The organism is Acidipropionibacterium jensenii DSM 20535 (assembly GCF_000425285.1).
Taxonomy (GTDB): Bacteria; Actinomycetota; Actinomycetes; order Propionibacteriales; family Propionibacteriaceae; genus Acidipropionibacterium; species Acidipropionibacterium jensenii.
In genome coordinates this window covers 14,438-32,984 of the sequence record NZ_AUDD01000008.1, presented here as the reverse complement: position 1 = coordinate 32,984, position 18,547 = coordinate 14,438, and the positions used below count along the sequence as shown (strand labels likewise).

Sequence of the window (18,547 nt, the reverse complement as noted above, 5' to 3'; positions counted from 1 at the left end):
AGTCCCGGGTCGACGCGGTCACCCTCCAGTATCCCGGTCTCGGGGCCGCCCGTCACCTCAACTCCCCGATCAGGTCGGCACCCTCCGAACCGATGAAGCCGACCTCCACCATCTCGCCGACGCCGACCCCGCAGTCGGCCGGCAGCAGTACCGTTCCGTCCACCTCGGGCCCCTGGTGGGGAGCCCTCCCGACGACCGCCTCCGGGGTCACCTCCTCCACCAGCACCGGGGCGTGCTCACCGATCCTGTCCTCGGCCCGCTGGCTGACCAGCTCGTCGATCAGGTCGGCGAGCATCTCGCGCCGTTCGGCGATCACATCGTCGTCCAGATGATCGCTCAGCTCAGCCCCCTCGGTGCCCTCCTCGTCGGAGTAGGCGAAGATCCCGGCGACGTCCAGACGCGCCCGCTGAAGGAAGTCGGCGAGAGTCTCGACGTCCCGGTCGGTCTCGCCGGGGAAGCCGGTGATGAAGTTGGAGCGGAACCCGGCCCCCGGGCAGCGCTCCCGGATCCCCTCGATGAGACCGAGGAAGGAGTCGGCGTCGCCGAACCGTCGCATTCTCCGCAGCAGCGGTCCGGAGGCGTGCTGGAAGGACAGGTCGAAGTAGGGCACGACCTTGTCGGTGGTGAGCATCGCGTCGATCAGGGAGGGCCGCAGCTCAGCGGGCTGGAGGTAGGAGATCCGGATCCAGTACAGACCGTCGATCCGGTCCAGCCCGGCCAGCAGCTTCTCCATGTGTGCCAGGTCTCCGAGGTCCTTGCCGTAGGAGGAGGAGTTCTCCGAGACCAGGAAGAGCTCCTTGACACCGTGGTCGACCAGCCAGCGGCCCTCCGCCACGATCTCCTCGACCGGCCGTGACAGATAGGAGCCGCGGAAGCTCGGGATGGCGCAGAAGGCGCAGCGCCGGTCGCAGCCCGAGGCGATCTTCAGCGGCGCACAGGGGCTGGAGGACAGTCGGCGCCGGGTGGCGGCGCGCGGCCCACTGGCCGGGGTGACCTCCGTGGGCAGATCCGGTGCGGTGTGGATGCCGGGCACCGAGACCGATGCGGCGGCCTCCGGCCGGTCCACCGGCGACAGCGGCAGCAGGGTGCGGCGGTCGTGGGGGACGTGGGCCTCCAGGGAGCCGCCGGCCAGAATGATCCTCAAGCGCTGCGAGATGTCCTGGTAGTCGTCGAATCCCAGCACCGCGTCGGCCTCCGGCAGCGCCTCGGCGAGCTCCTTGCCGTACCTCTCGGCCATGCAGCCCACCGCGACGACCGACCGCGTGGTGCCGTCGGACTTGAGGTCCGCGGCGGCCAGCAGGGTGTCGACGGAGTCCTTCTTGGCCTGTTCGATGAATCCGCAGGTGTTGACCACCACCGTCTCGGCCTGCTCGGCGTCATCGACCAGCTGGAATCCGCCGGCCTCCAGCCTGGCCGCCAGCTCCTCGGAGTCGACCTCGTTGCGGGCACACCCCATCGAGACGAGATGGACGGTCATGAGGTGGTCTGACATGGAACTCCTGTCGATGGACAATCGCGGCAAGTCTACGGTGGGGGCCATGGATGTCTTCCGCAAGTCCGACCATCGCCCCGGCCGCATCGGCTATGAGATCGCCGGGCTGGCCTGGCTGGCCGATGTGCCCGAGGAGGGTGCCCCGGTGGTGAGGGTCAGCGACCACGGACGCGACTGGCTGGAGGAGCCCCGACTGCCCGAGGTGCGTCCCACCGCCGCGGCCGCCGAGGAGTTCGGACGCCGGCTGGCGCACACCCATGCCGCCGGCGCCTCCCACCTGGGCGCGCCCCCGCCCGACAATCACGGCCAGGGCTGGATGGGGCTGGCGAAGCTCCCGCTGCCCGCGACTCCCGGCGAGTCCACACCCTCCTGGGGGGACTTCTACGCGCGGTTCCGGCTGGCCCCCTACCTGGATGCCCCGGCCTTCACGGCCGAGGAGCGCGCCACCCTGGTGAGACTCTGCGACAAGCTGTCATCGGGGGTCTACGACCACGACCAGCCGACCCTGGTGCGAGGCTCTGCCCCCGAGGGCGACCGGTACTGGGCGGCCCGCACCCATGGCGACCTGTGGACCGGCAACATCATGTGGACCCCCTCGGGCGCCACCCTCATCGACCCGGCGGCCCAGGGCGGCCACGCCGAGGAGGATCTGGCGACCATGGCCGTCTTCGGGGCACCCCACCGCGAGACGATCTGGGTGGCCTACGACGAGGAGTCCCCGCTGGCCGACGGATGGCGAGACAGGGTTCCGCTCCACGAGTTGCACATGCTGATGGTCCACTGCCAGCTCTTCGGGCGCGGCTACGTCGGGCAGACTCTGGAGATCGCCCGACGCTGGGTGTGAGCAGGGGGGGCCGGGGACGGTCCTCAGTGGGCGTCGGACCAGGCCTGGGGATCCGACGACCAGGTCGCCAGGGTCTGCTGCTGGGCGGCGGTGATCTGCCCGGACTTGGCGGCGACCTCGACCAGGGTCGGGTAGTTCGACAGGGTGAAGAGCGGCAGCCCCGCCTTCTCGAAGTTCTGCCTGCCCTTCTCCAGCTCGTAGGAGAAGATCGCCAAGACGCCGAGCACGGTCCCCCCCTCGCGCTCCACCGCGGCGGCGGCGTCCAGCACCGAGCCGCCGGTGGAGATGAGGTCCTCGACCATCACCACCGCCGAGCCGGCGGCCATCCGGCCCTCGATCTGGTTGCCGCGGCCGTGGTCCTTCGGCTTGGACCGGACGTAGATCATCGGCCTGCCCAGCCGGTCGGCGGCCAGCGCCGCGTGGGCGATCCCCGCGGTGGCGGTGCCGGCCACCACATCGACCCGGCCGAAGTTCTCCCTCACCAGGGTCGCCAGTCCGTCGGCGATGAGGGAGCGGGCGGGCGGGTCGGAGAGGGTGACCCGGTTGTCGCAGTAGATCGGTGAGTGCATCCCCGACGCCCAGGTGTACGGCTCGTCGGGTGACAGCGAGACGGCGCCGACCGACAGCAGCGCCTCGGCGACGGAGTGGGCGAGGGTGGGATTGGAGATGGTCATCTGTGCTCCTTGAGGATGGACTGAGCCGCGCGGGGCCCCGTGATGTGCAGGGCGCCGGGTTGCCAGAGGCGCTGTGCTGCAGGTGGTGGTGTCAGGCGATGGCGGTCAGCTCTGCTGACCGCTGTTCCAGGCCTTCCGGATGGCGTGGTAGGCGGCCACCGGGTCCTCGGCACGGGTGATGGGCCGTCCCACCACGATGGCGCTGGACCCCATCGAGTGGGCCTTCTCGGGGGTGGCGACCCGGGCCTGGTCGCCGACCGCGGCGCCGGTCGGCCGGATTCCCGGGGTGACCCGCAGGAAGGACTCGCCGGTCGCCTCGCCGATGCCGGCGGCCTCCCAGGCCGAGCACACCACTCCGGCCAGTCCGGCGGACTGGGCCAGCTGGGCGTAGTGGACCACCGACTCGGCCAGCGGCACCTCGATGAGCTGCTCGGTGTGCATCGCCTCCTCGCTGGTCGAGGTGAGCTGGGTGATGGCGACCACCGAGGGGTCGTTGGAGGCGGCCGACAGCCCCTCCACGGCGGCCTCCATCATCGCCCTCCCGCCGGCGGCGTGGACGGTGAGCAGATCGGCCCCCAGCCCGGCGAGGCTGGCCGCGGCCCGCTTGACGGTGTTGGGGATGTCGTGGAGTTTGAGATCGCAGAAGACGTCGTGGCCGGCGTCCTTGAGCTGTCCGACGATGCCGGGGCCCGACGCGTAGAACAGCTCCATCCCCACCTTGAGGAAGAGTTTCTCGTCGCCGAACCGTGAGACCAGCGCCAGCGCCTGGTCGGCGCTGGGCAGGTCGAGGGCGATGATCGGGCGGGAGGTGTCCATCAGTTCTCCTTGAGGAAATCGGAACGGTGTCTGTCCGGGCGGTGCTCGGCATCCACCTCGGCTTGGAGCTGGGCGAGGCTGTCGATGCCCAGCTGGTCCATCAGCGGTTCCAGGCCGCCGATGATCCGCGGGCAGGCCAGCGGGTCGGTGAAGTTGGCGGTGCCCACCGCGACCGCCGAGGCGCCCGCCATCATCATCTCCAGGGCGTCGCGGCTGGAGGAGACCCCGCCCATCCCGATCACCGGGATGTCGACGGCCCGGGTGACGGCGTCGACCATCCTCAGCGCGATCGGCAGCACCGCCGGCCCGGACAGCCCGCCGGTGCCGTTGGCGATGAGGGGACGTCGTCTGCGCAGGTCGATGCGCATCCCGGTGAGCGTGTTGATGAGGGTGAGTCCGTGTGCGCCGGCTCCGGCGACCGCCCGGGCGATCTCGACGATGTCGGTGACATTGGGCGAGAGTTTCACGTAGACGGGCACCTGGGAGACTGCCACGATGGCGGCGGTGAGCTGGGCGGCGACCTCCGGACGGGTACCGAAGGTGATCCCCCCGTGCTTGACGTTGGGGCAGGAGATGTTGATCTCCAGGGCGGCCACGTTCGGGGCGGTGGAGATCACCCGGGAGACCTCGACGTAGTCCTCGGTGAGGGTGCCGGCCACATTGGCGATGATCGGCAGGTCGGGGAAGTGCTCGGCGAGCCACGGCAGTTTCTCGGCCATCACGGCGTCCAGCCCCGGGTTCTGCAGGCCGATGGCGTTGAGCATCCCCGAGGGGGTCTCGGCGACCCGCACCACCGGATTGCCGCGACGGGGTTCGGCGGTGGCGGCCTTGATCATGATCGAGCCGAGCACCGAGAGGTCGTAGTACTCGGCGTACTCGGCACCGAATCCGAAGCAGCCGGAGGCCGGCATGATCGGGTTGGAGAGCTCCAGGCCGGGCAGCGACACCGCCAGCCGCGAGGCGGCGCTCCCGGTCCCGGCACCGGTCGCCCCGGTATCGGTAGTCCTGGTATCGGTTGTCCCGGTATCGGTTGTCACAGCACGACCTCCTCGGCCCGGAAGACCGGTCCGTCCCAGCAGATCCGGTGCTGGTGATCCCGGTCGGCGGCATCGGTGACCACGCAGGCGTAGCAGGCGCCGACCCCACAGGCCATCCTCTCCTCCAACGACAGCTGGGTGCACACCACCGTGCCGAAGGCGGCCTGGACGTGGCGCAGCATCGGCAGCGGTCCGCAGGCGAAGACGCCGTCGGGGGTGAAGGCGAGGGCCCGCGGGTCACCGGCCAGATCGGCCACCGTCCCCCGTGCACCGGCCGAGCCGTCGTCGGTGGAGATGAGCACCTCCCCGAGTCGGGCGAACTCCTCGATGAGGAAGAGGTCTCCGGCATCGCGGAAGCCCAGTCTCATCTGCACCTGGACACCGCGCTCGACCAGGCGGCGGGCCAGCAGGTACAGCGGCGGGACGCCCACTCCCCCGCCGACCAGCAGCGCCCGGCCACCGGCCGGCACGGCGTCCAGATCGAAGCCGTGACCCAGCGGACCCAGCACGTCGATCTGGGATCCGACGGGCTGGCCGGCCAGGGCCGCCGATCCGGCGCCGACCACCCTCAGGATGACGGTGAGGTCGCGGCCGTCGGCCGAGCAGTCGGCGATCGAGAGGGGGCGGCGCAGCACCGGGGCGCCTCCGGACTGGGCCGGGATCACCGGCAGCAGGTCGAGGAAGGTCCCCGGCTGCGGGGCCGGCGCGGTCTCCGGGCGGCGCAGCACGAGGCTGAACACGTCCCCGGCGATCCGCGTGTTGGCCACCAGGTCGAGCAGCTGCGGGCCGTCGCGTCGGATGACGCCGGCCAGTCGGGCGGTACCCGGGCGGTCCGACCCCGAGCAGTCCGACCCCGGGCGGGGTGAGGCGGTGGGCTCTGTCATCGGTTCAGATGACCTCGGTGGAGAAGGCCCGCGACTCCATCACCTGACAGATCGCCGAGGCGGTGTCCAGCGAGGTGAACAGCGGGATCCCTCGACCGATCGCGGCCCGCCGGATCTGCTTGCCGTCGATGATGGTCTCCTGGCCGTTGGTCATCACGTTGATGACGGCGTCGCAGCCGTTGCGCGAGATGAGATCGAGCACCGACTCGGTGCTGCCGTCCTGGCTGGAGCCGATCCGGTGGGCGATGTCGATGTTGAGGCCTGCCTCCCGGAAGAAGGTGGCGGTGCCCTTGGTGCCGACCAGCTGGAAGCCGATCCGGTCGAACCGGCGAGCCAGTTCAAGGGCCTCGGCCTTCGAGTCGTCGGCCACCGTGAACAGCACCTTGCCGTACTCGGGGACGTGCAGCCCGGCGGCCTCGAAGGCCTTGTAGAGGGCCTTGGCCTGGGTGTCGTCGGACCCCATCACCTCGCCGGTGGACTTCATCTCCGGGCCGAGGTGGGAGTCCACCAGATCCAGCTTGGAGAAGCTGAAGACCGGGGACTTCACATGGATCCGGCTCGACTCGGGCATCAGGCCCGGGGACATCCCCAGACTCTCGAGACTCTCCCCCAGAATCACCCGGGTGGCGATCTCGGCCATCGAGGCCCCGGTCACCTTGGACAGGAAGGGAACCGTGCGGGAGGCCCGCGGGTTGGCCTCGATGACGTAGACGATGCCGTCCATCACGACGAACTGGATGTTGAGGATGCCCTTCGTGTTCAGCCCCAGGGCCAGCTTCGTGGTCACCTCGACGATCCGCTGCTTGACCTCCTCGCCCATCCGCTGCGGGGGGTAGACCGCCATCGAGTCGCCGGAGTGCACCCCGGCCCTCTCGATGTGCTCCATGATCCCGGGGATGACGACCTGCTCGCCGTCGCAGATGGCGTCGACCTCGCACTCCAGGCCCTGGAGGTAGCGGTCGATGAGGATCGGCCGGTCGGGGCTGACGTGGACTGCTTCGCGCATGTAGCGCTCCAGCTCGTGGGGGGCATTGACGATGGCCATCGCCCGCCCGCCGATGACATAGGAGGGTCGCACCAGCACCGGGTAGCCCAGGGTGCCGGCGACCTCGAGGGCCTCGGCCGGATTGTGGGCCATTCCGCCGGGAGCCTGGGGGATGTCCAGACTCTGCAGGAGCTTCTCGAACCCCTCCCGGTCCTCGGCGCGGTCGAGATCCTCCAGCTGGGTGCCGAGGATCCTCACCCCGTGGGCGGCCAGCGCACTGGCCAGGTTGATGGCGGTCTGGCCGCCGAACTGGACGATCACTCCCTCGGGCTGCTCGAGCTCGATGACGTCCAGGACGTCCTCGACCGTCAGCGGCTGGAAGTACAGCTTGTCGGAGATCGAGAAGTCGGTGGAGACCGTCTCCGGGTTGGAGTTCATGATGATCGCCTCGTGGCCGGTGCCCTGGATGGCCTGCACCGAGTGCACCGTGGCGTAGTCGAACTCGATTCCCTGGCCGATCCGGATCGGCCCGGAACCCAGCACCAGGATGCTGGGCCGGTCCGAGCGCACCGACTCGTTCTCCACCTCATAGGTCGAGTAGAAGTAGGGAGTCTCGGAGGCGAACTCGCCGGCGCAGGTGTCCACCATCTTGTAGACCGGCCGCAGTCCAGCCTCCTGTCGGGCGGTGCGCACCTGATCGGGGGTCCGCGACCAGAGCCGCGCGATGGCCGAGTCGGAGAACCCGTTGCGCTTGGCGACCCACAGCGACTCGGTGTCGCCGGGGGTCACCCGCAGCCGGTCCTCGATCTCCAGGATGTGGGCGACCTTGTCGAGGAAGAACATGTCGATGCGGGTCTGCTCGTGCAGCTCCGCGATGGTCCGGCCGCGCCGGATGGCCTCGGCGACGCAGAACAGCCGGTCGTCGCGGGCGCGCAACAGCCTCTCCTCGAGGACGTCGTCGGGCAGGTTGGCGACCTCCGGGTCGTCGATGTGGTCCAGCCCGATCTCCAGGGAGCGGACCGCCTTGAGCAGCGACTCCTCGATGGTCCGGCCGATCGACATCACCTCGCCGGTGGCCTTCATCTGGGTTCCCAGCCGCCGGTCGGCGCGGGCGAACTTGTCGAAGGGCCAGCGCGGGATCTTGGCGACGACGTAGTCGAGCATCGGCTCGAACATCGACCAGGTGGTGCCGGTGACCGGGTTGCGGATCTCATCGAGGGTGAGTCCGACCGCGATCTTCGCGGCGATCTTGGCGATCGGGTAGCCGGTGGCCTTGGAGGCCAGCGCCGAGGACCGCGACACCCGGGGGTTGACCTCGATGACGTAGTAGCCGAAGGAGTCGGGGTCCAGGGCCAGCTGGACGTTGCAGCCGCCCTCGATGCCGAGCGCCCGGACGATCGTGATGGAGGCGTCGCGCAGCATCTCGTGCTCGCGGTCGGTGAGGGTCTGGGTGGGGGCGAAGACGATGGAGTCGCCGGTGTGGACGCCGACCGGGTCGAAGTTCTCCATGTTGCAGACCACCATGGTGTTGTCCGCGGAGTCGCGCATCATCTCGTACTCGATCTCCTTGTACCCGGCGATCGACTGCTCGACCAGGCACTCGGTGATCGGGGACAGTTCCAGCCCCTTGCCGACGACGCGGACCAGCTCGGCCTCGTTGTCGCAGATCCCGCCGCCAGTCCCGCCCAGGGTGTAGGCGGGTCGGACGATGAGGGGGTAGCCGATCCGGTTGCCCACCTCCACCGCCTCGACGACGGTGTGGACGATGTCGGAGTCGGGGACCGGCTGGCCCAGTTCATCCATCAGCTGCTTGAACAGGTCGCGGTCCTCGGCCTTCTGGATGGCGTCCAGACTGGTGCCGAGCAGTTCGATGCCCAGCTCGTCGAGGATCCCGGAGTGGGCCAGCTGGGCGGCCATGTTGAGGCCGGTCTGCCCGCCGAGGGTCGGCACGATCGCGTCGGGGCGCTCCCGGCGCAGGATCTGGGAGACGAACTCGAGGGTGATCGGCTCGATGTAGACCCGGTCGGCGATCTCCCGGTCGGTCATGATGGTGGCCGGGTTGGAGTTGACCAGGACGACCTCGTAGCCCTCCTCCTTGAGTGCCAGGCAGGCCTGGGTGCCGGCGTAGTCGAACTCGGCCGCCTGGCCGATGACGATGGGCCCCGACCCGATGACGAGGATCCGGTGGAGGTCTGTGCGGCGTGGCATCAGTGGTTCCCTTCGGTGGCGGGCATCAGGGCGCGGGTCACGGCGCCGCGCGCCAGGACCGGCTGGGACATGTCCCGGGGTGTGGGGTGGGAGGTGCGGCGAGCATCCATCAGGGCGATGAAGTCGTCGAAGATGTGCGCGGCGTCGTGCGGCCCGGCGGCGGCGTCGGGATGGTACTGCACCGACATGGCCGGCAGCCTGCGGTGCACCACCCCCTCGACGGTGCGGTCGTTGAGCTCGATCTGGGTGATCTCCAGTTCGGTTCCGGGGATCGACTCGGGGTCGACGGCGTAGCCGTGGTTCTGGCTGGTGAAGTCGATCCGGTCGGTGCGCAGGTCCTTGACCGGGTGGTTGAAGCCGCGGTGGCCGAAGGGCAGCTTGTAGGTGTCGGCCCCGTTGGCCAGGCAGAGCAGCTGGTGGCCCAGGCAGATCCCGAAGATCGGGTACTCCTCCTCGAGCTCGGCGATCACCTCGCCGACCCCGGTGAGGCTCTTGGGGTCCCCGGGACCGTTGGACAGCATGATCCCGTCAGGGGCCAGAGCGCGGACCCGCTCGGCGGTGATGTTGTGGGGGACGACGGTGACGGCGCAGCCGCGCTTGGCCAGCTCCCGCAGGATGGAGTGCTTGAGACCGAAGTCGAAGAGCACCACCGAGTAGCCCCCCAGCGGGCTGGGGTAGGCGGTGCGGGTGGAGACCTGGGCGACCTGGTCGGTGGGCAGCTCGGTGCTGCGCAGCTTCTCCAGCGCGACCTCCAGGTCGGCGTCGGGACCCAGCAGGGCCCCCTTCATCACTCCCTCGGTGCGCAGCCGGCGGACCAGGGACCGGGTGTCGATGCCGGCCAGCCCGGGAATGTGGTGGAGCCTCAGGAAGACGTCGAGGCTGGTGCGGTTGCGCCAGTTGGAGGCGAGTCTGGGGACCTCCCGGCAGATCACCCCGGAGGTGGTCGGGAAGAGGCTCTCCATGTCGTCGCGGTTGATGCCGGTGTTGCCGATCAGGGGGTAGCTGAAGGCGACGATCTGACCGTTGTAGGACTGGTCGGTGAGGGTCTCCTGGTAGCCGGTCATGCCGGTGGTGAACACCACCTCGGCGGTCACCTCGGCCTCCCCGCCGAAGGCCTCGCCGACGTACCTGGTGCCGTCGGCCAGTAGCAGTGTTCGGGTGGTCATGCCTGGTCCTTCCCGTCTGTGGTGGGTTCTTGAAGTGAGCTGGATGGTGGCGCGGCGCGGTGGACGAGCTGTCCGTCGACCATGGTGAGGACGCAGTCGCCGATCACCCGGCGTCGGGCGAAGGGGGTGTTGCGGCCCATCCCGGCGAACCGCTCGGGGTCGATGGTGACCTCCCGGGTCAGGTCGAAGGCCGCCAGGTCGGCGGGGCCGCCGACCCTGATGCGGCCGGCGGGACCGAGCTGATAGGCGTCGGATGGGCCGTCGGTGAGCCAGTGGACGAGCTGGTCGAGCCGGAACCGGCCGGCCAGCACGAAGCTGGTGTAGAGCAGCGCGAAGGTGTGCTCGTTGGTGATCACCCCGAAAGCGGCGTCGCGGAAGGAGCAGTCCTTCTCGGCGGCGGTGTGCGGGGCGTTGTCGGTGGCGATGGCGCACAGGGTGCCGTCGCACAGCCCCTCGACCATCGCCTCGACGTCGTCGCGGCTGCGCAGCGGCGGGTTCATCTTGTAGAAGCCGTCGTCGGCGGGAATGTCCTCGTCGGCCAGCAGCAGGTGGTGGGGGGCGGCCTCGGCGGTGGCGTTGACGCCGTCGGCCCGGGCCCGGCGCAGCGCCCGGATGGACTGGCGGGTGGAGGCGTGGCACAGGTGGTAGTGGGCCCCGGTGACCTCGGCGATCGCCAGGTCGCGCACCACCTGGACGGTCTCGGCGAGCCGGGTGATGCCCGGCAGGTGGAGCTCCTCGGCCTTGCGGCCGGCGTTGATCACTCCCCCGCGCACCAGCGAGTTGTCCTCGGCGTGGGCGGCGACCGGCCGCCCGTGCCGGGCGGCGGCCCTCATCGCGTCGTACATCACCCCTGCGCTCTGGACTCCCTTGCCGTCATTGGAGAAGGCGACCGCACCGGCGGCGACCATCGCCTCGGCGTCGACCAGCTCCTCGCTGGTCAGTCCGACGGTGATCGGGGCGTAGGGCAGCACCTTGACGCTGGCGGATCGGACGATCCGCTCCCTCAGCTGGGTCATCAGGCCCGGGTTGTAGGGGTCGGGGGTGGTGTTGGGCATCGCGCACACGGTGGTCCAGCCGCCGCGGGCGGCCGCGGCGGTGCCGGAGGCGATGGTCTCCTTGTCCTCCTGGCCGGGTTCGCGCAGGTGGTCGTGGAGATCGACCAGGCCCGGGGTGAGCAGGGCGCCGCCGAGGCTGATCCGGGCGGCCTCGGCCCCGTCCAGCGCACTGCTGCGGCCCCGTGAGATCGCCTCCACCCGGCCGTCGGAGACCAGCACCTGGGAGGGCACCGGGGTGCCTCCCTCCAGCATCGTGAGGTCGGTGAGAAGTGTCCTGTTGCTCAACGTCGTGCCGCCTTCCTGATGGCCACCTCGTCGAGGCCGTCGACCTCGGCGACCCGCACGACGACCTGTTCCTCGACCGCGGTGGGAAGATTTTTGCCGACGAAGTCGGCCCGGATGGGGAGTTCGCGGTGGCCGCGGTCCACCAGGACCGCCAGCTGCACGGCCGCGGGACGCCCGACATCCATCACCGCGTCGATCGCGGCACGGGTGGTGCGCCCGGTGTACAGCACGTCGTCGACGATGATGACGGTGAGTCCGGAGAGGTCCTCGGGAAGGCCAGGATTGGGATCGGCGAACTGGGCCTCGAACCGCTCCTCGACCAGGTCGTCGCGGTAGGCGCGGACATCCAGGTCGACCGCCGGCACCGCGACCCTCTCGACCTCTCCGAGACGGGCGGCCATCCGGGCGGCGAGCTGGGCCCCGCGGCTGCGCACCCCGGCGAGCAGGAGCTGCTCGGCGCCACGGTTGCGTTCGACGATCTCGTAGCAGATCCGGGTCAGTGCCCTGCGCATCGCATCGGCGTCCATGACGAGGACCTCGTCATCGGGCAGCTGATCGGGCATGCAGTTCCTCCCGGCGCATGAGAGATGCCGTCCGGCGAAGCTGGCGGAGGGCGTGGCGTCGGGGAGAGACCGAACCGGGCGCGATCCGCGCGAGCAGTCCGTCTCACCACTGTGCTGACGACCTTGCCGACCTCACTGGATCGACCTTAAAGGGCGTTGTCCGCACCCTAGCACGAGCCCGCCCCGGTCCGTGTCACGGACCGGGGCGGGCTGGAATCAGTTCAGGCAGGCTCAGCTCAGCGCCGACCGCACGATCTTGGAGGTCTCCTTGCCGTCGAAGCGACCCTTGGTACGGGCCTGGACGGCCTTCATCACCGGGCCCATCAGCTTCATGGTGGGTTTGGCATCCCCGGCCGCGGCGGCCACCTCCTCGGTGACGATCGCGGTGACCTCCTCAACGGTGAGTTCGGCGGGCAGGTACTTCTCCAGGACGGCGATCTCGGCCTCCTCACCGGCGGCCAGCTCCTCGCGTCCTCCCTCGCGGTAGGCGGCGGCCGAGTCCCGGCGGCTGGAGACCTGCTTGGCCAGCACGGCCAGCTCCTCGTCGGCGCTCAGGTCGCGGGCCTGGTCGCCGGCGACCTCCTCGGACTGGATCGCGGAGATCGCCATCCTGATGGTGGACTTGCCGACCTCGTCGTGGGCCTTCATGGCCGCGACCAGATCGGACTTCAACTGTGTCTTGATGGCTCCCATTCGGGATACCTCCTGAAATTGTGTGTTGCGAGTGTCAGCGGCGCTGCACCGGGCGGTGCCTCAGCGGCGTTCGGCCAGGACGGTCTCGATGCGGACCAGCTCCTCCTCGGTGAAGGGGTCGGTGCGCAGCGCGTCGATGTCGGAGTCGAGCTGGGTGATCGAGGAGGCCCCCACCAGCACGCTGGTGATCCGCGGATCGCGCAGGATCCAGGCGATCGCCATCTGCGCCAGGGTCTGGTCGCGGTCCTTGGCGATCTCGGTGAGGGCGGTGACCGTCCTGAGGGTCGAGGGGTCGATCTGGTCGGGGGCCAGCGAGCGCGACCCCATCGCGGCCCGCGAACCCTCCGGGATGCCGTGCAGGTACTTGGAGGTCAGCAGCCCCTGGGCCAGCGGGGAGAAGCAGATGATCCCGAGTCCCTCGTGCTCGCAGGTGTCGACCAGGCCATCCTCGATCCAGCGGTCGAACATGTTGTAGCGCGGCTGGTGGATGAGGATCGGGGTGCCCAGATCGCGGGCGATCCGGGCGGCCTCGGAGGTCTGCTGGGGATCGTAGGAGGAGATCCCGGCGTACAGCGCGCGTCCGGACCGCACGATCCGGTCCAGCGCCCCCATCGTCTCCTCCAGCGGGGTGTCCGGGTCGAACCGGTGGGAGTAGAAGATGTCGACGTAGTCCAGGCCCATCCGCTTGAGCGACTGGTCGCAGGAGGCGATGAGGTACTTGCGCGTCCCTCCGCCCTGGCCGTAGGGCCCGGGCCACATGTCGTAGCCCGCCTTGGACGAGATGATGAGCTCGTCGCGGTACGGCTTGAGGTCGGTCGCGAAGATCCGTCCGAAGTTCAGCTCGGCCTGGCCGTAGGGCGGACCGTAGTTGTTGGCCAGATCGAAATGGGTGATGCCCCGGTCGAAGGCCTTCCGCAGGATGGCGCGCTGAGTGCCCCCCGGGTGCAGATCGCCGAAGTTCTGCCACAGTCCCAGCGAGACCTCGGGCAGCACCAGCCCCGACGCACCGCAGCGCCGGTACTCCATCTGGTTGTATCGGTCAGGAGCGGCGATGTAGGTGCTGACAGCCATGGGCCAACCCTATACATCTCCGGCCCCCGACCGGCCCGAGGGCCGAAATCAGCGGCGCACTCCCTTGGGGCGGACCACCTTGTGGGCCTGCCAGTCCTCGGACACGTTGTGGGTCGAGGTGAGCACCATTCCGGCGGCCTCGGCCCCCTCCGAGAGGTCTGTGGCGTCGACCGTCCCGTCCCGGCCGACCTTGGGGGCGACCAGGATGACGTACCCGTCGCCGGAGAGGTCGCGCATCGCGTCGACCAGACCGTCGGCCACGTCACCGTCATCGGCGCGCAGCCACAACAGGACGACGTCGACGGCCTCCTCGGCGTCCTCGATGAGGTCGCCGTCGATCGTCTCCATCACCTGTTGGCGCAGATCCTCATCGACGTCGTCGTCCCATCCGAGTTCCTGAACGACCTGACCGCGATGCAATCCGAGCTTCTCGAAGTCAGTAGCGGTTTCCACGAGTCTCCCCAGCTCCCCAATCCTCTTGCCGTCTCTCCTCTTGCTGTCTCAGCAGCACCAGCACCATGCTCTCAGCCTGCCAGATCATGGCACCCGGGGCCAATACCGACCCCGGGTGCCGTTCTCATCGATCTCAGGCGTCGCCCCCGGCATTGCCCGAGGTGCCGGCGTTGACGTTGAGCAGGTCGTACTTGCGGGCGGCCTGCGCCGGCCACTCGGCCGGCACCTCTCCCCTGGCCGCCAGCATCTGCAGCACCCGCACCGCGATCGACGGGCCGTCGATGTGGAAGAACCGGCGGGCCGCCGAGCGGGTGTCGGAGAACCCGAACCCGTCGGCGCCCAGGGAGGCGTAGTCGCCGGGCACCCACTGGGCGATCTGGTCGGGGACCTGGCGCATGTAGTCGCTCACCGCGACCACCGGGCCGGGGGCGCCGTCCAGCCGCTGGACCAGGTAGGGGGTGCAAGCGCCCTGCTCGGGGTGCAGGAAGGCCTGCTCGTCGGCGTCCATCGCATCTCGGCGCAGCTCGGTCCAGGAGGTGACGCTCCAGATGTCGGCGACGATCCCGAAATCGGCCTTGAGCAGGTCCTGAGCCTCCAGGGCCCACGGCACCGCGACCCCCGAGGCGAGGATCTGGGCGCGCCTGGCGTCCGCGTTGACCCCCTCGAAGGAGCCCGGGTGCACCAGGTGCATGCCCTTGACGATGCCCTCGACATCGACGTCCTCGGGCTCCTTGGGCTGGACCATCGGCTCGTTGTAGACGGTGAGGTAGAACATCACGTCCTCGTCGTCGGGGCCGTACATCCGGTGCAGGCCGGACTCCACGATGTGGGCGATCTCGTAGGCGTAGGCGGGATCGTAGGAGACCACCGCCGGATTGGTCGAGGCCAGCAGCGGGGACTGGCCGTCCATGTGCTGGGTGCCCTCGCCGGTCAGGGTGGTGCGCCCGGCGGTGCCGCCGAGGATGAACCCGCGGGCCATCTGGTCGGCGGCCGCCCAGAAGGAGTCGCCGGTGCGCTGGAAACCGAACATCGAGTAGAAGATGTAGATCGGCACCATCGCGATGCCCTGGGTCGAGTACGCCGTCCCGGCGGCGATGAAGGCGGCGGTGGATCCCGCCTCGTTGATGCCGGTGTGCAGGATCTGGCCGTTGCGGGCCTCCCGGTAGCTCAGCATCAGCTCATGGTCGACCGGGGTGTAGTTCTGGCCGTGCGGGTTGTAGATCTTGATCGTCGGGAAGAAGGAGTCCATCCCGAAGGTGCGCGCCTCGTCGGGAATGATCGGCACCACCCGCGGGGCGAAGTCCTTGTCCCGCATGAGGTCCTTGAGCAGCCGGACGAAGGCCATCGTGGTGGCCACCTGCTGCTTGCCCGACCCCCTCTTGACGCCGTCATAGTGGCTGGCGTCGGGCAGCGCCAGGGCCTTGTGGGCGGTCCTGCGCTCGGGCACGAAGCCGCCGAGGGCCCGTCGCCTCTCCAGCAGGTACTTGATCCGGTCGTCCTCGGGTCCCGGGTTGAAGTACGGCGCCCGGTAGGGGTCGGCCTCCAGCACGGCGTCGGAGATCGGGATGTCCAGACGGTCCCGGAAGGACTTGAGATCGTCGAGGGTCATCTTCTTCATCTGGTGGGTCGCGTTGCGCCCGGCGAAGTGGGAGCCCAGGTCGTAGCCCTTGATCGTGCAGGCCAGCACCACGGTCGGTGCGCCCTTGGTCTCGGTCGCGGCCTTGTAGGCGGTGTACATCTTGCGGTAGTCGTGCCCGCCGCGGCGCAGCGCCCAGATCTGGTCGTCGGTCCAGTGCTCCACCATCGCCAGGGTCCGCGGGTCACGGCCGAAGAACTCCCGACGCACGTAGGAGCCGTCGTTGGCCTTGAAGGTCTGGTAGTCCCCGTCGCGGGTGTTGTTCATCAGATCGACCAGGGCACCGTCGTGGTCGGCGTCCAGCAGCGGGTCCCAGCCCGATCCCCAGATCACCTTGATGACATTCCAGCCGGCGCCGCGGAAGGTGGACTCCAACTCCTGGACGATCTTGCCGTTGCCGCGCACCGGGCCGTCCAGGCGCTGCAGGTTGCAGTTGATGACAAAGGTGAGGTTGTCCAGCTCCTCGTTGGCGGCCACCTGGAGGAAGCCGCGGGACTCCGGCTCGTCCATCTCGCCGTCGCCGAGGAAGGCCCAGACGTGCTGGTCGGAGCAGTCCTTCACACCGCGGTTGGTGAGGTACTTGTCGAAGGACGCCTGGTAGATGGCGTCCATCGGGCCCAGTCCCATCGAGACCGTCGGGAACTGCCAGAACTCCGGCATCATCCGCGGGTGAGGGTAGGACGGCATGCCGTGCGGGGCGGCGGACTTCTCCTGGCGGAAGCCGTCCAGATCGGCCTCGCTGAGCCGTCCCTCGAGGAACGCCCTGGCGTACATTCCCGGGGCCGCGTGGCCCTGGAAGAACACCTGGTCGCCACCGCCGGGGGCGTCCTGGCCGCGCCAGAAGTGGTTCATCCCCACCTCGTAGAGGGTCACCGCCGAGGCATAGGTCGAGATGTGACCGCCGACCCCGATACCGGGACGCTGGGCCCGCTGGACGGTGATCGCGGCGTTCCAGCGGAGCAGCCGACGAATCTGCTGCTCGAGCTTCTCGTCGCCGGGGAAGGGCGCCTCGTCGGCGGCGGCGATGGTGTTGATGTAGTCGGTGGAGGTGAGCGCGGGAACCTCGAGCTTGCTGCGACTCCGAGCGTGCTCCAGCATCTTCAGCAGCACGGTCCGGGCCCGGTTCTCACCTTCCGCGCCGACCATCGCGTCGAGCGACTCGAGCCACTCCCGGGTCTCCTCGGGATCGGTGTCGGGCAGGGTGGTCGGGAGTCCGTTCAGCACAGGGCCGAGCTCTTCGCGTGGGATCACGCCGGGTCCTTTCTCATCGACGGTGACGCGGGACCGAGGTCTCCGGTCGGCATGACACCTCACATTCTGGCCCCGAACAGCGGAAAAATCACACAACTGGGCGTTGATGTTCTCGCTAGGCTCGATTCCGACAGAAGAGGGGAGACGCCCGTGGCATCGAGGAGTCCGCACGCCGGCGAGGGGTCGCGCCGGTCGGGAATGTCCAGTACAGGCCGCACCATCGTCCCCTCAGACCGCACCCGGCGGGCGATGGCCAAGCGGCTGGCCGCGCGCACCTCGACGATGACCACGGCCACCCTGGCCGAGATGACCGCCCGGCACTCCTGGTTCCGCGACCTGTCGGCCGACGACCGGTCGTGGATCTCGATCGTGGCGCGCAGCGGCATCGACGGGTTCGTCCGCTGGTTCGCCGACGACGAGGCCGAGCCCTACTCCCCCACCGATGTCTTCGACGTCGCCCCTCGGTCGATGACCCGCAAGATCTCCCTGCACCAGACGGTCGACCTGGTGCGCACCACCATCGACGTCGTCGAGGAGCAGATCCAGGCACTGCCCCGCGGCGACCGCCAGGTGCTGGCCCAGGCGATCGTGCACTACTCCCGGGAGGTCGCCTTCGCCGCCGCCGAGGTCTACGCACGGGCCGCCGAGCAGCGCGGCACCTGGGACGAGAGGCTGGAGTCCCTGGTGGTCGACGCCATCGTGCGCGCCGACACCGATGCCGATCAGCTCGTCTCCCGGGCCTCCACGCTGGGCTGGCGGCCCGGCAGCCGGCTGTGCGTGCTGGTCGGCCCCTTCCACCGGCCGCACACCCTGTCGGCGCTGCGCCACGCCGGCGAGCGGCTGGGGCTGAGCGTGCTGGCCGCGGTGCAGAGCGACAAGGTGGTCGCGGTCCTGTCGGGGGATGCGGTGACCGATGACGCGGCCGCCCTGGCCGCCGCCGGAACCCTGGCCGACCAGCTCAGCGAGGGCCCGGTGGTGGTCGGTCCGGTGGTCTCGGATCTGGTGGACGCCCCGGCGTCGGCCCGGGCCGCCCTGTCGGGGGCCTCTGCGGCGCTGGCCTGGCCTGAGGGTCCGCGGGTGCTGGCGGCGGTCGACCTGCTGCCCGAGAGGGCCCTGTCGGGGGACCGGGACGCCATCCACTGGCTGGTGGAGCAGGTCTACCGTCCACTGGCCGAGGCCACCGGCGACCTGCTGGACACCACGGTCTCCTTCCTGGACCACGGCTGCTCGGTGGAGGGCACCGGTCGTGCCATGTTCATCCACCCCAACACCGTCCGGTACCGGCTCAAGCGGGTCCAGGACGTCTCCGGCTACTCGCCGTCGGCACCCCGTGAGGCCTATGTCCTCCACCTGGCCGTCACCCTGGGCCGACTGGCCGGGGTGGCCACCGGCTCGGGAACCTCCTCGGGTTCCGGTTCAAGTTCCGCAGGATCG

Annotated in this window: 14 protein-coding genes and 1 pseudogene; 2 read left to right on the top strand and 13 right to left on the bottom strand. The window is 69.5% G+C overall.

Annotated elements, in window-relative coordinates; genetic code table 11:
- Nucleotides 1-52: 52 nt before the first annotated feature.
- On the bottom strand, nt 53-1,477 hold the full coding sequence (gene rimO / locus H590_RS0106775) for a 30S ribosomal protein S12 methylthiotransferase RimO (RefSeq protein WP_028702961.1): 1,425 nt from the start codon (nt 1,475-1,477) through the stop codon (nt 53-55).
- Between the two features lie 13 nt (nt 1,478-1,490).
- On the opposite strand from rimO, the gene H590_RS0106770 reads away from it, so the two are divergent.
- Nucleotides 1,491-2,336 (top strand): fructosamine kinase family protein, encoded by an 846-nt coding sequence (locus tag H590_RS0106770; protein ID WP_028702960.1) that lies wholly within the window; start codon nt 1,491-1,493, stop codon nt 2,334-2,336.
- A 23-nt stretch (nt 2,337-2,359) separates the two neighbouring features.
- Here the strand turns inward: H590_RS0106770 and pyrE are convergent, their stop codons facing one another.
- The 12 genes from pyrE to aceE all read right to left on the bottom strand — a co-directional run bounded on the left by pyrE (nt 2,360) and on the right by aceE (nt 17,113).
- Nucleotides 2,360-3,010, bottom strand: a complete 651-nt coding sequence (gene pyrE, locus H590_RS0106765; protein WP_028702959.1) for an orotate phosphoribosyltransferase — start codon at nt 3,008-3,010, stop codon at nt 2,360-2,362.
- A 105-nt stretch (nt 3,011-3,115) separates the two neighbouring features.
- Entirely contained in the window at nt 3,116-3,826 is a 711-nt protein-coding gene (gene pyrF, locus H590_RS0106760; RefSeq protein WP_028702958.1) for an orotidine-5'-phosphate decarboxylase, read from the bottom strand.
- Nucleotides 3,826-4,779 carry a dihydroorotate dehydrogenase gene (locus tag H590_RS0106755; protein WP_036981495.1) on the bottom strand — a complete coding sequence of 318 codons (954 nt, stop codon included), beginning with the start codon at nt 4,777-4,779 and terminating at the stop codon, nt 3,826-3,828. Before H590_RS0106755 ends, pyrF begins: the two co-directional genes overlap by 1 nt.
- A gap of 80 nt (nt 4,780-4,859) precedes the next feature.
- Complete coding sequence (locus H590_RS0106750; protein ID WP_414973642.1) at nt 4,860-5,642, bottom strand: dihydroorotate dehydrogenase electron transfer subunit; 783 nt, start codon at nt 5,640-5,642, stop codon at nt 4,860-4,862.
- A 109-nt stretch (nt 5,643-5,751) separates the two neighbouring features.
- A complete protein-coding gene (gene carB / locus H590_RS0106745; protein ID WP_028702955.1) occupies nt 5,752-8,940 on the bottom strand; it encodes a carbamoyl-phosphate synthase large subunit in 3,189 nt (1,062 codons plus the stop codon).
- The gene (locus H590_RS0106740; RefSeq protein ID WP_028702954.1) at nt 8,940-10,106 is read right to left on the bottom strand and encodes a carbamoyl phosphate synthase small subunit; all 1,167 of its coding nucleotides are present in this window, start codon (nt 10,104-10,106) and stop codon (nt 8,940-8,942) included. Before H590_RS0106740 ends, carB begins: the two co-directional genes overlap by 1 nt.
- Nucleotides 10,103-11,446 carry a dihydroorotase gene (locus H590_RS15400; RefSeq protein ID WP_036981445.1) on the bottom strand — a complete coding sequence of 448 codons (1,344 nt, stop codon included), beginning with the start codon at nt 11,444-11,446 and terminating at the stop codon, nt 10,103-10,105. The genes H590_RS0106740 and H590_RS15400 overlap by 4 nt, the downstream gene beginning before the upstream one ends.
- Complete coding sequence (gene pyrR / locus H590_RS0106730) at nt 11,443-12,009, bottom strand: bifunctional pyr operon transcriptional regulator/uracil phosphoribosyltransferase PyrR (RefSeq protein WP_028702953.1); 567 nt, start codon at nt 12,007-12,009, stop codon at nt 11,443-11,445. The genes H590_RS15400 and pyrR overlap by 4 nt, the downstream gene beginning before the upstream one ends.
- 231 nt (nt 12,010-12,240) lie before the next feature.
- Complete coding sequence (locus tag H590_RS0106725; protein ID WP_028702952.1) at nt 12,241-12,702, bottom strand: GatB/YqeY domain-containing protein; 462 nt, start codon at nt 12,700-12,702, stop codon at nt 12,241-12,243.
- 60 nt (nt 12,703-12,762) lie between these two features.
- Nucleotides 12,763-13,773, bottom strand: coding sequence for an L-glyceraldehyde 3-phosphate reductase (mgrA, locus tag H590_RS0106720; protein ID WP_028702951.1), 1,011 nt, complete (start codon nt 13,771-13,773; stop codon nt 12,763-12,765).
- A 48-nt stretch (nt 13,774-13,821) separates the two neighbouring features.
- Entirely contained in the window at nt 13,822-14,226 is a 405-nt protein-coding gene (locus H590_RS0106715) for a DUF3052 domain-containing protein (protein WP_028702950.1), read from the bottom strand.
- 133 nt (nt 14,227-14,359) lie between these two features.
- A complete protein-coding gene (aceE, locus tag H590_RS0106710) occupies nt 14,360-17,113 on the bottom strand; it encodes a pyruvate dehydrogenase (acetyl-transferring), homodimeric type (RefSeq protein WP_028702949.1) in 2,754 nt (917 codons plus the stop codon).
- Nucleotides 17,114-17,362: 249 nt separating this feature from the next.
- On the opposite strand from aceE, the pseudogene H590_RS15395 reads away from it, so the two are divergent.
- A pseudogene (locus H590_RS15395) lies at nt 17,363-18,487 on the top strand (PucR family transcriptional regulator); the annotation flags it as partial.
- Nucleotides 18,488-18,547 lie beyond the last annotated feature (60 nt).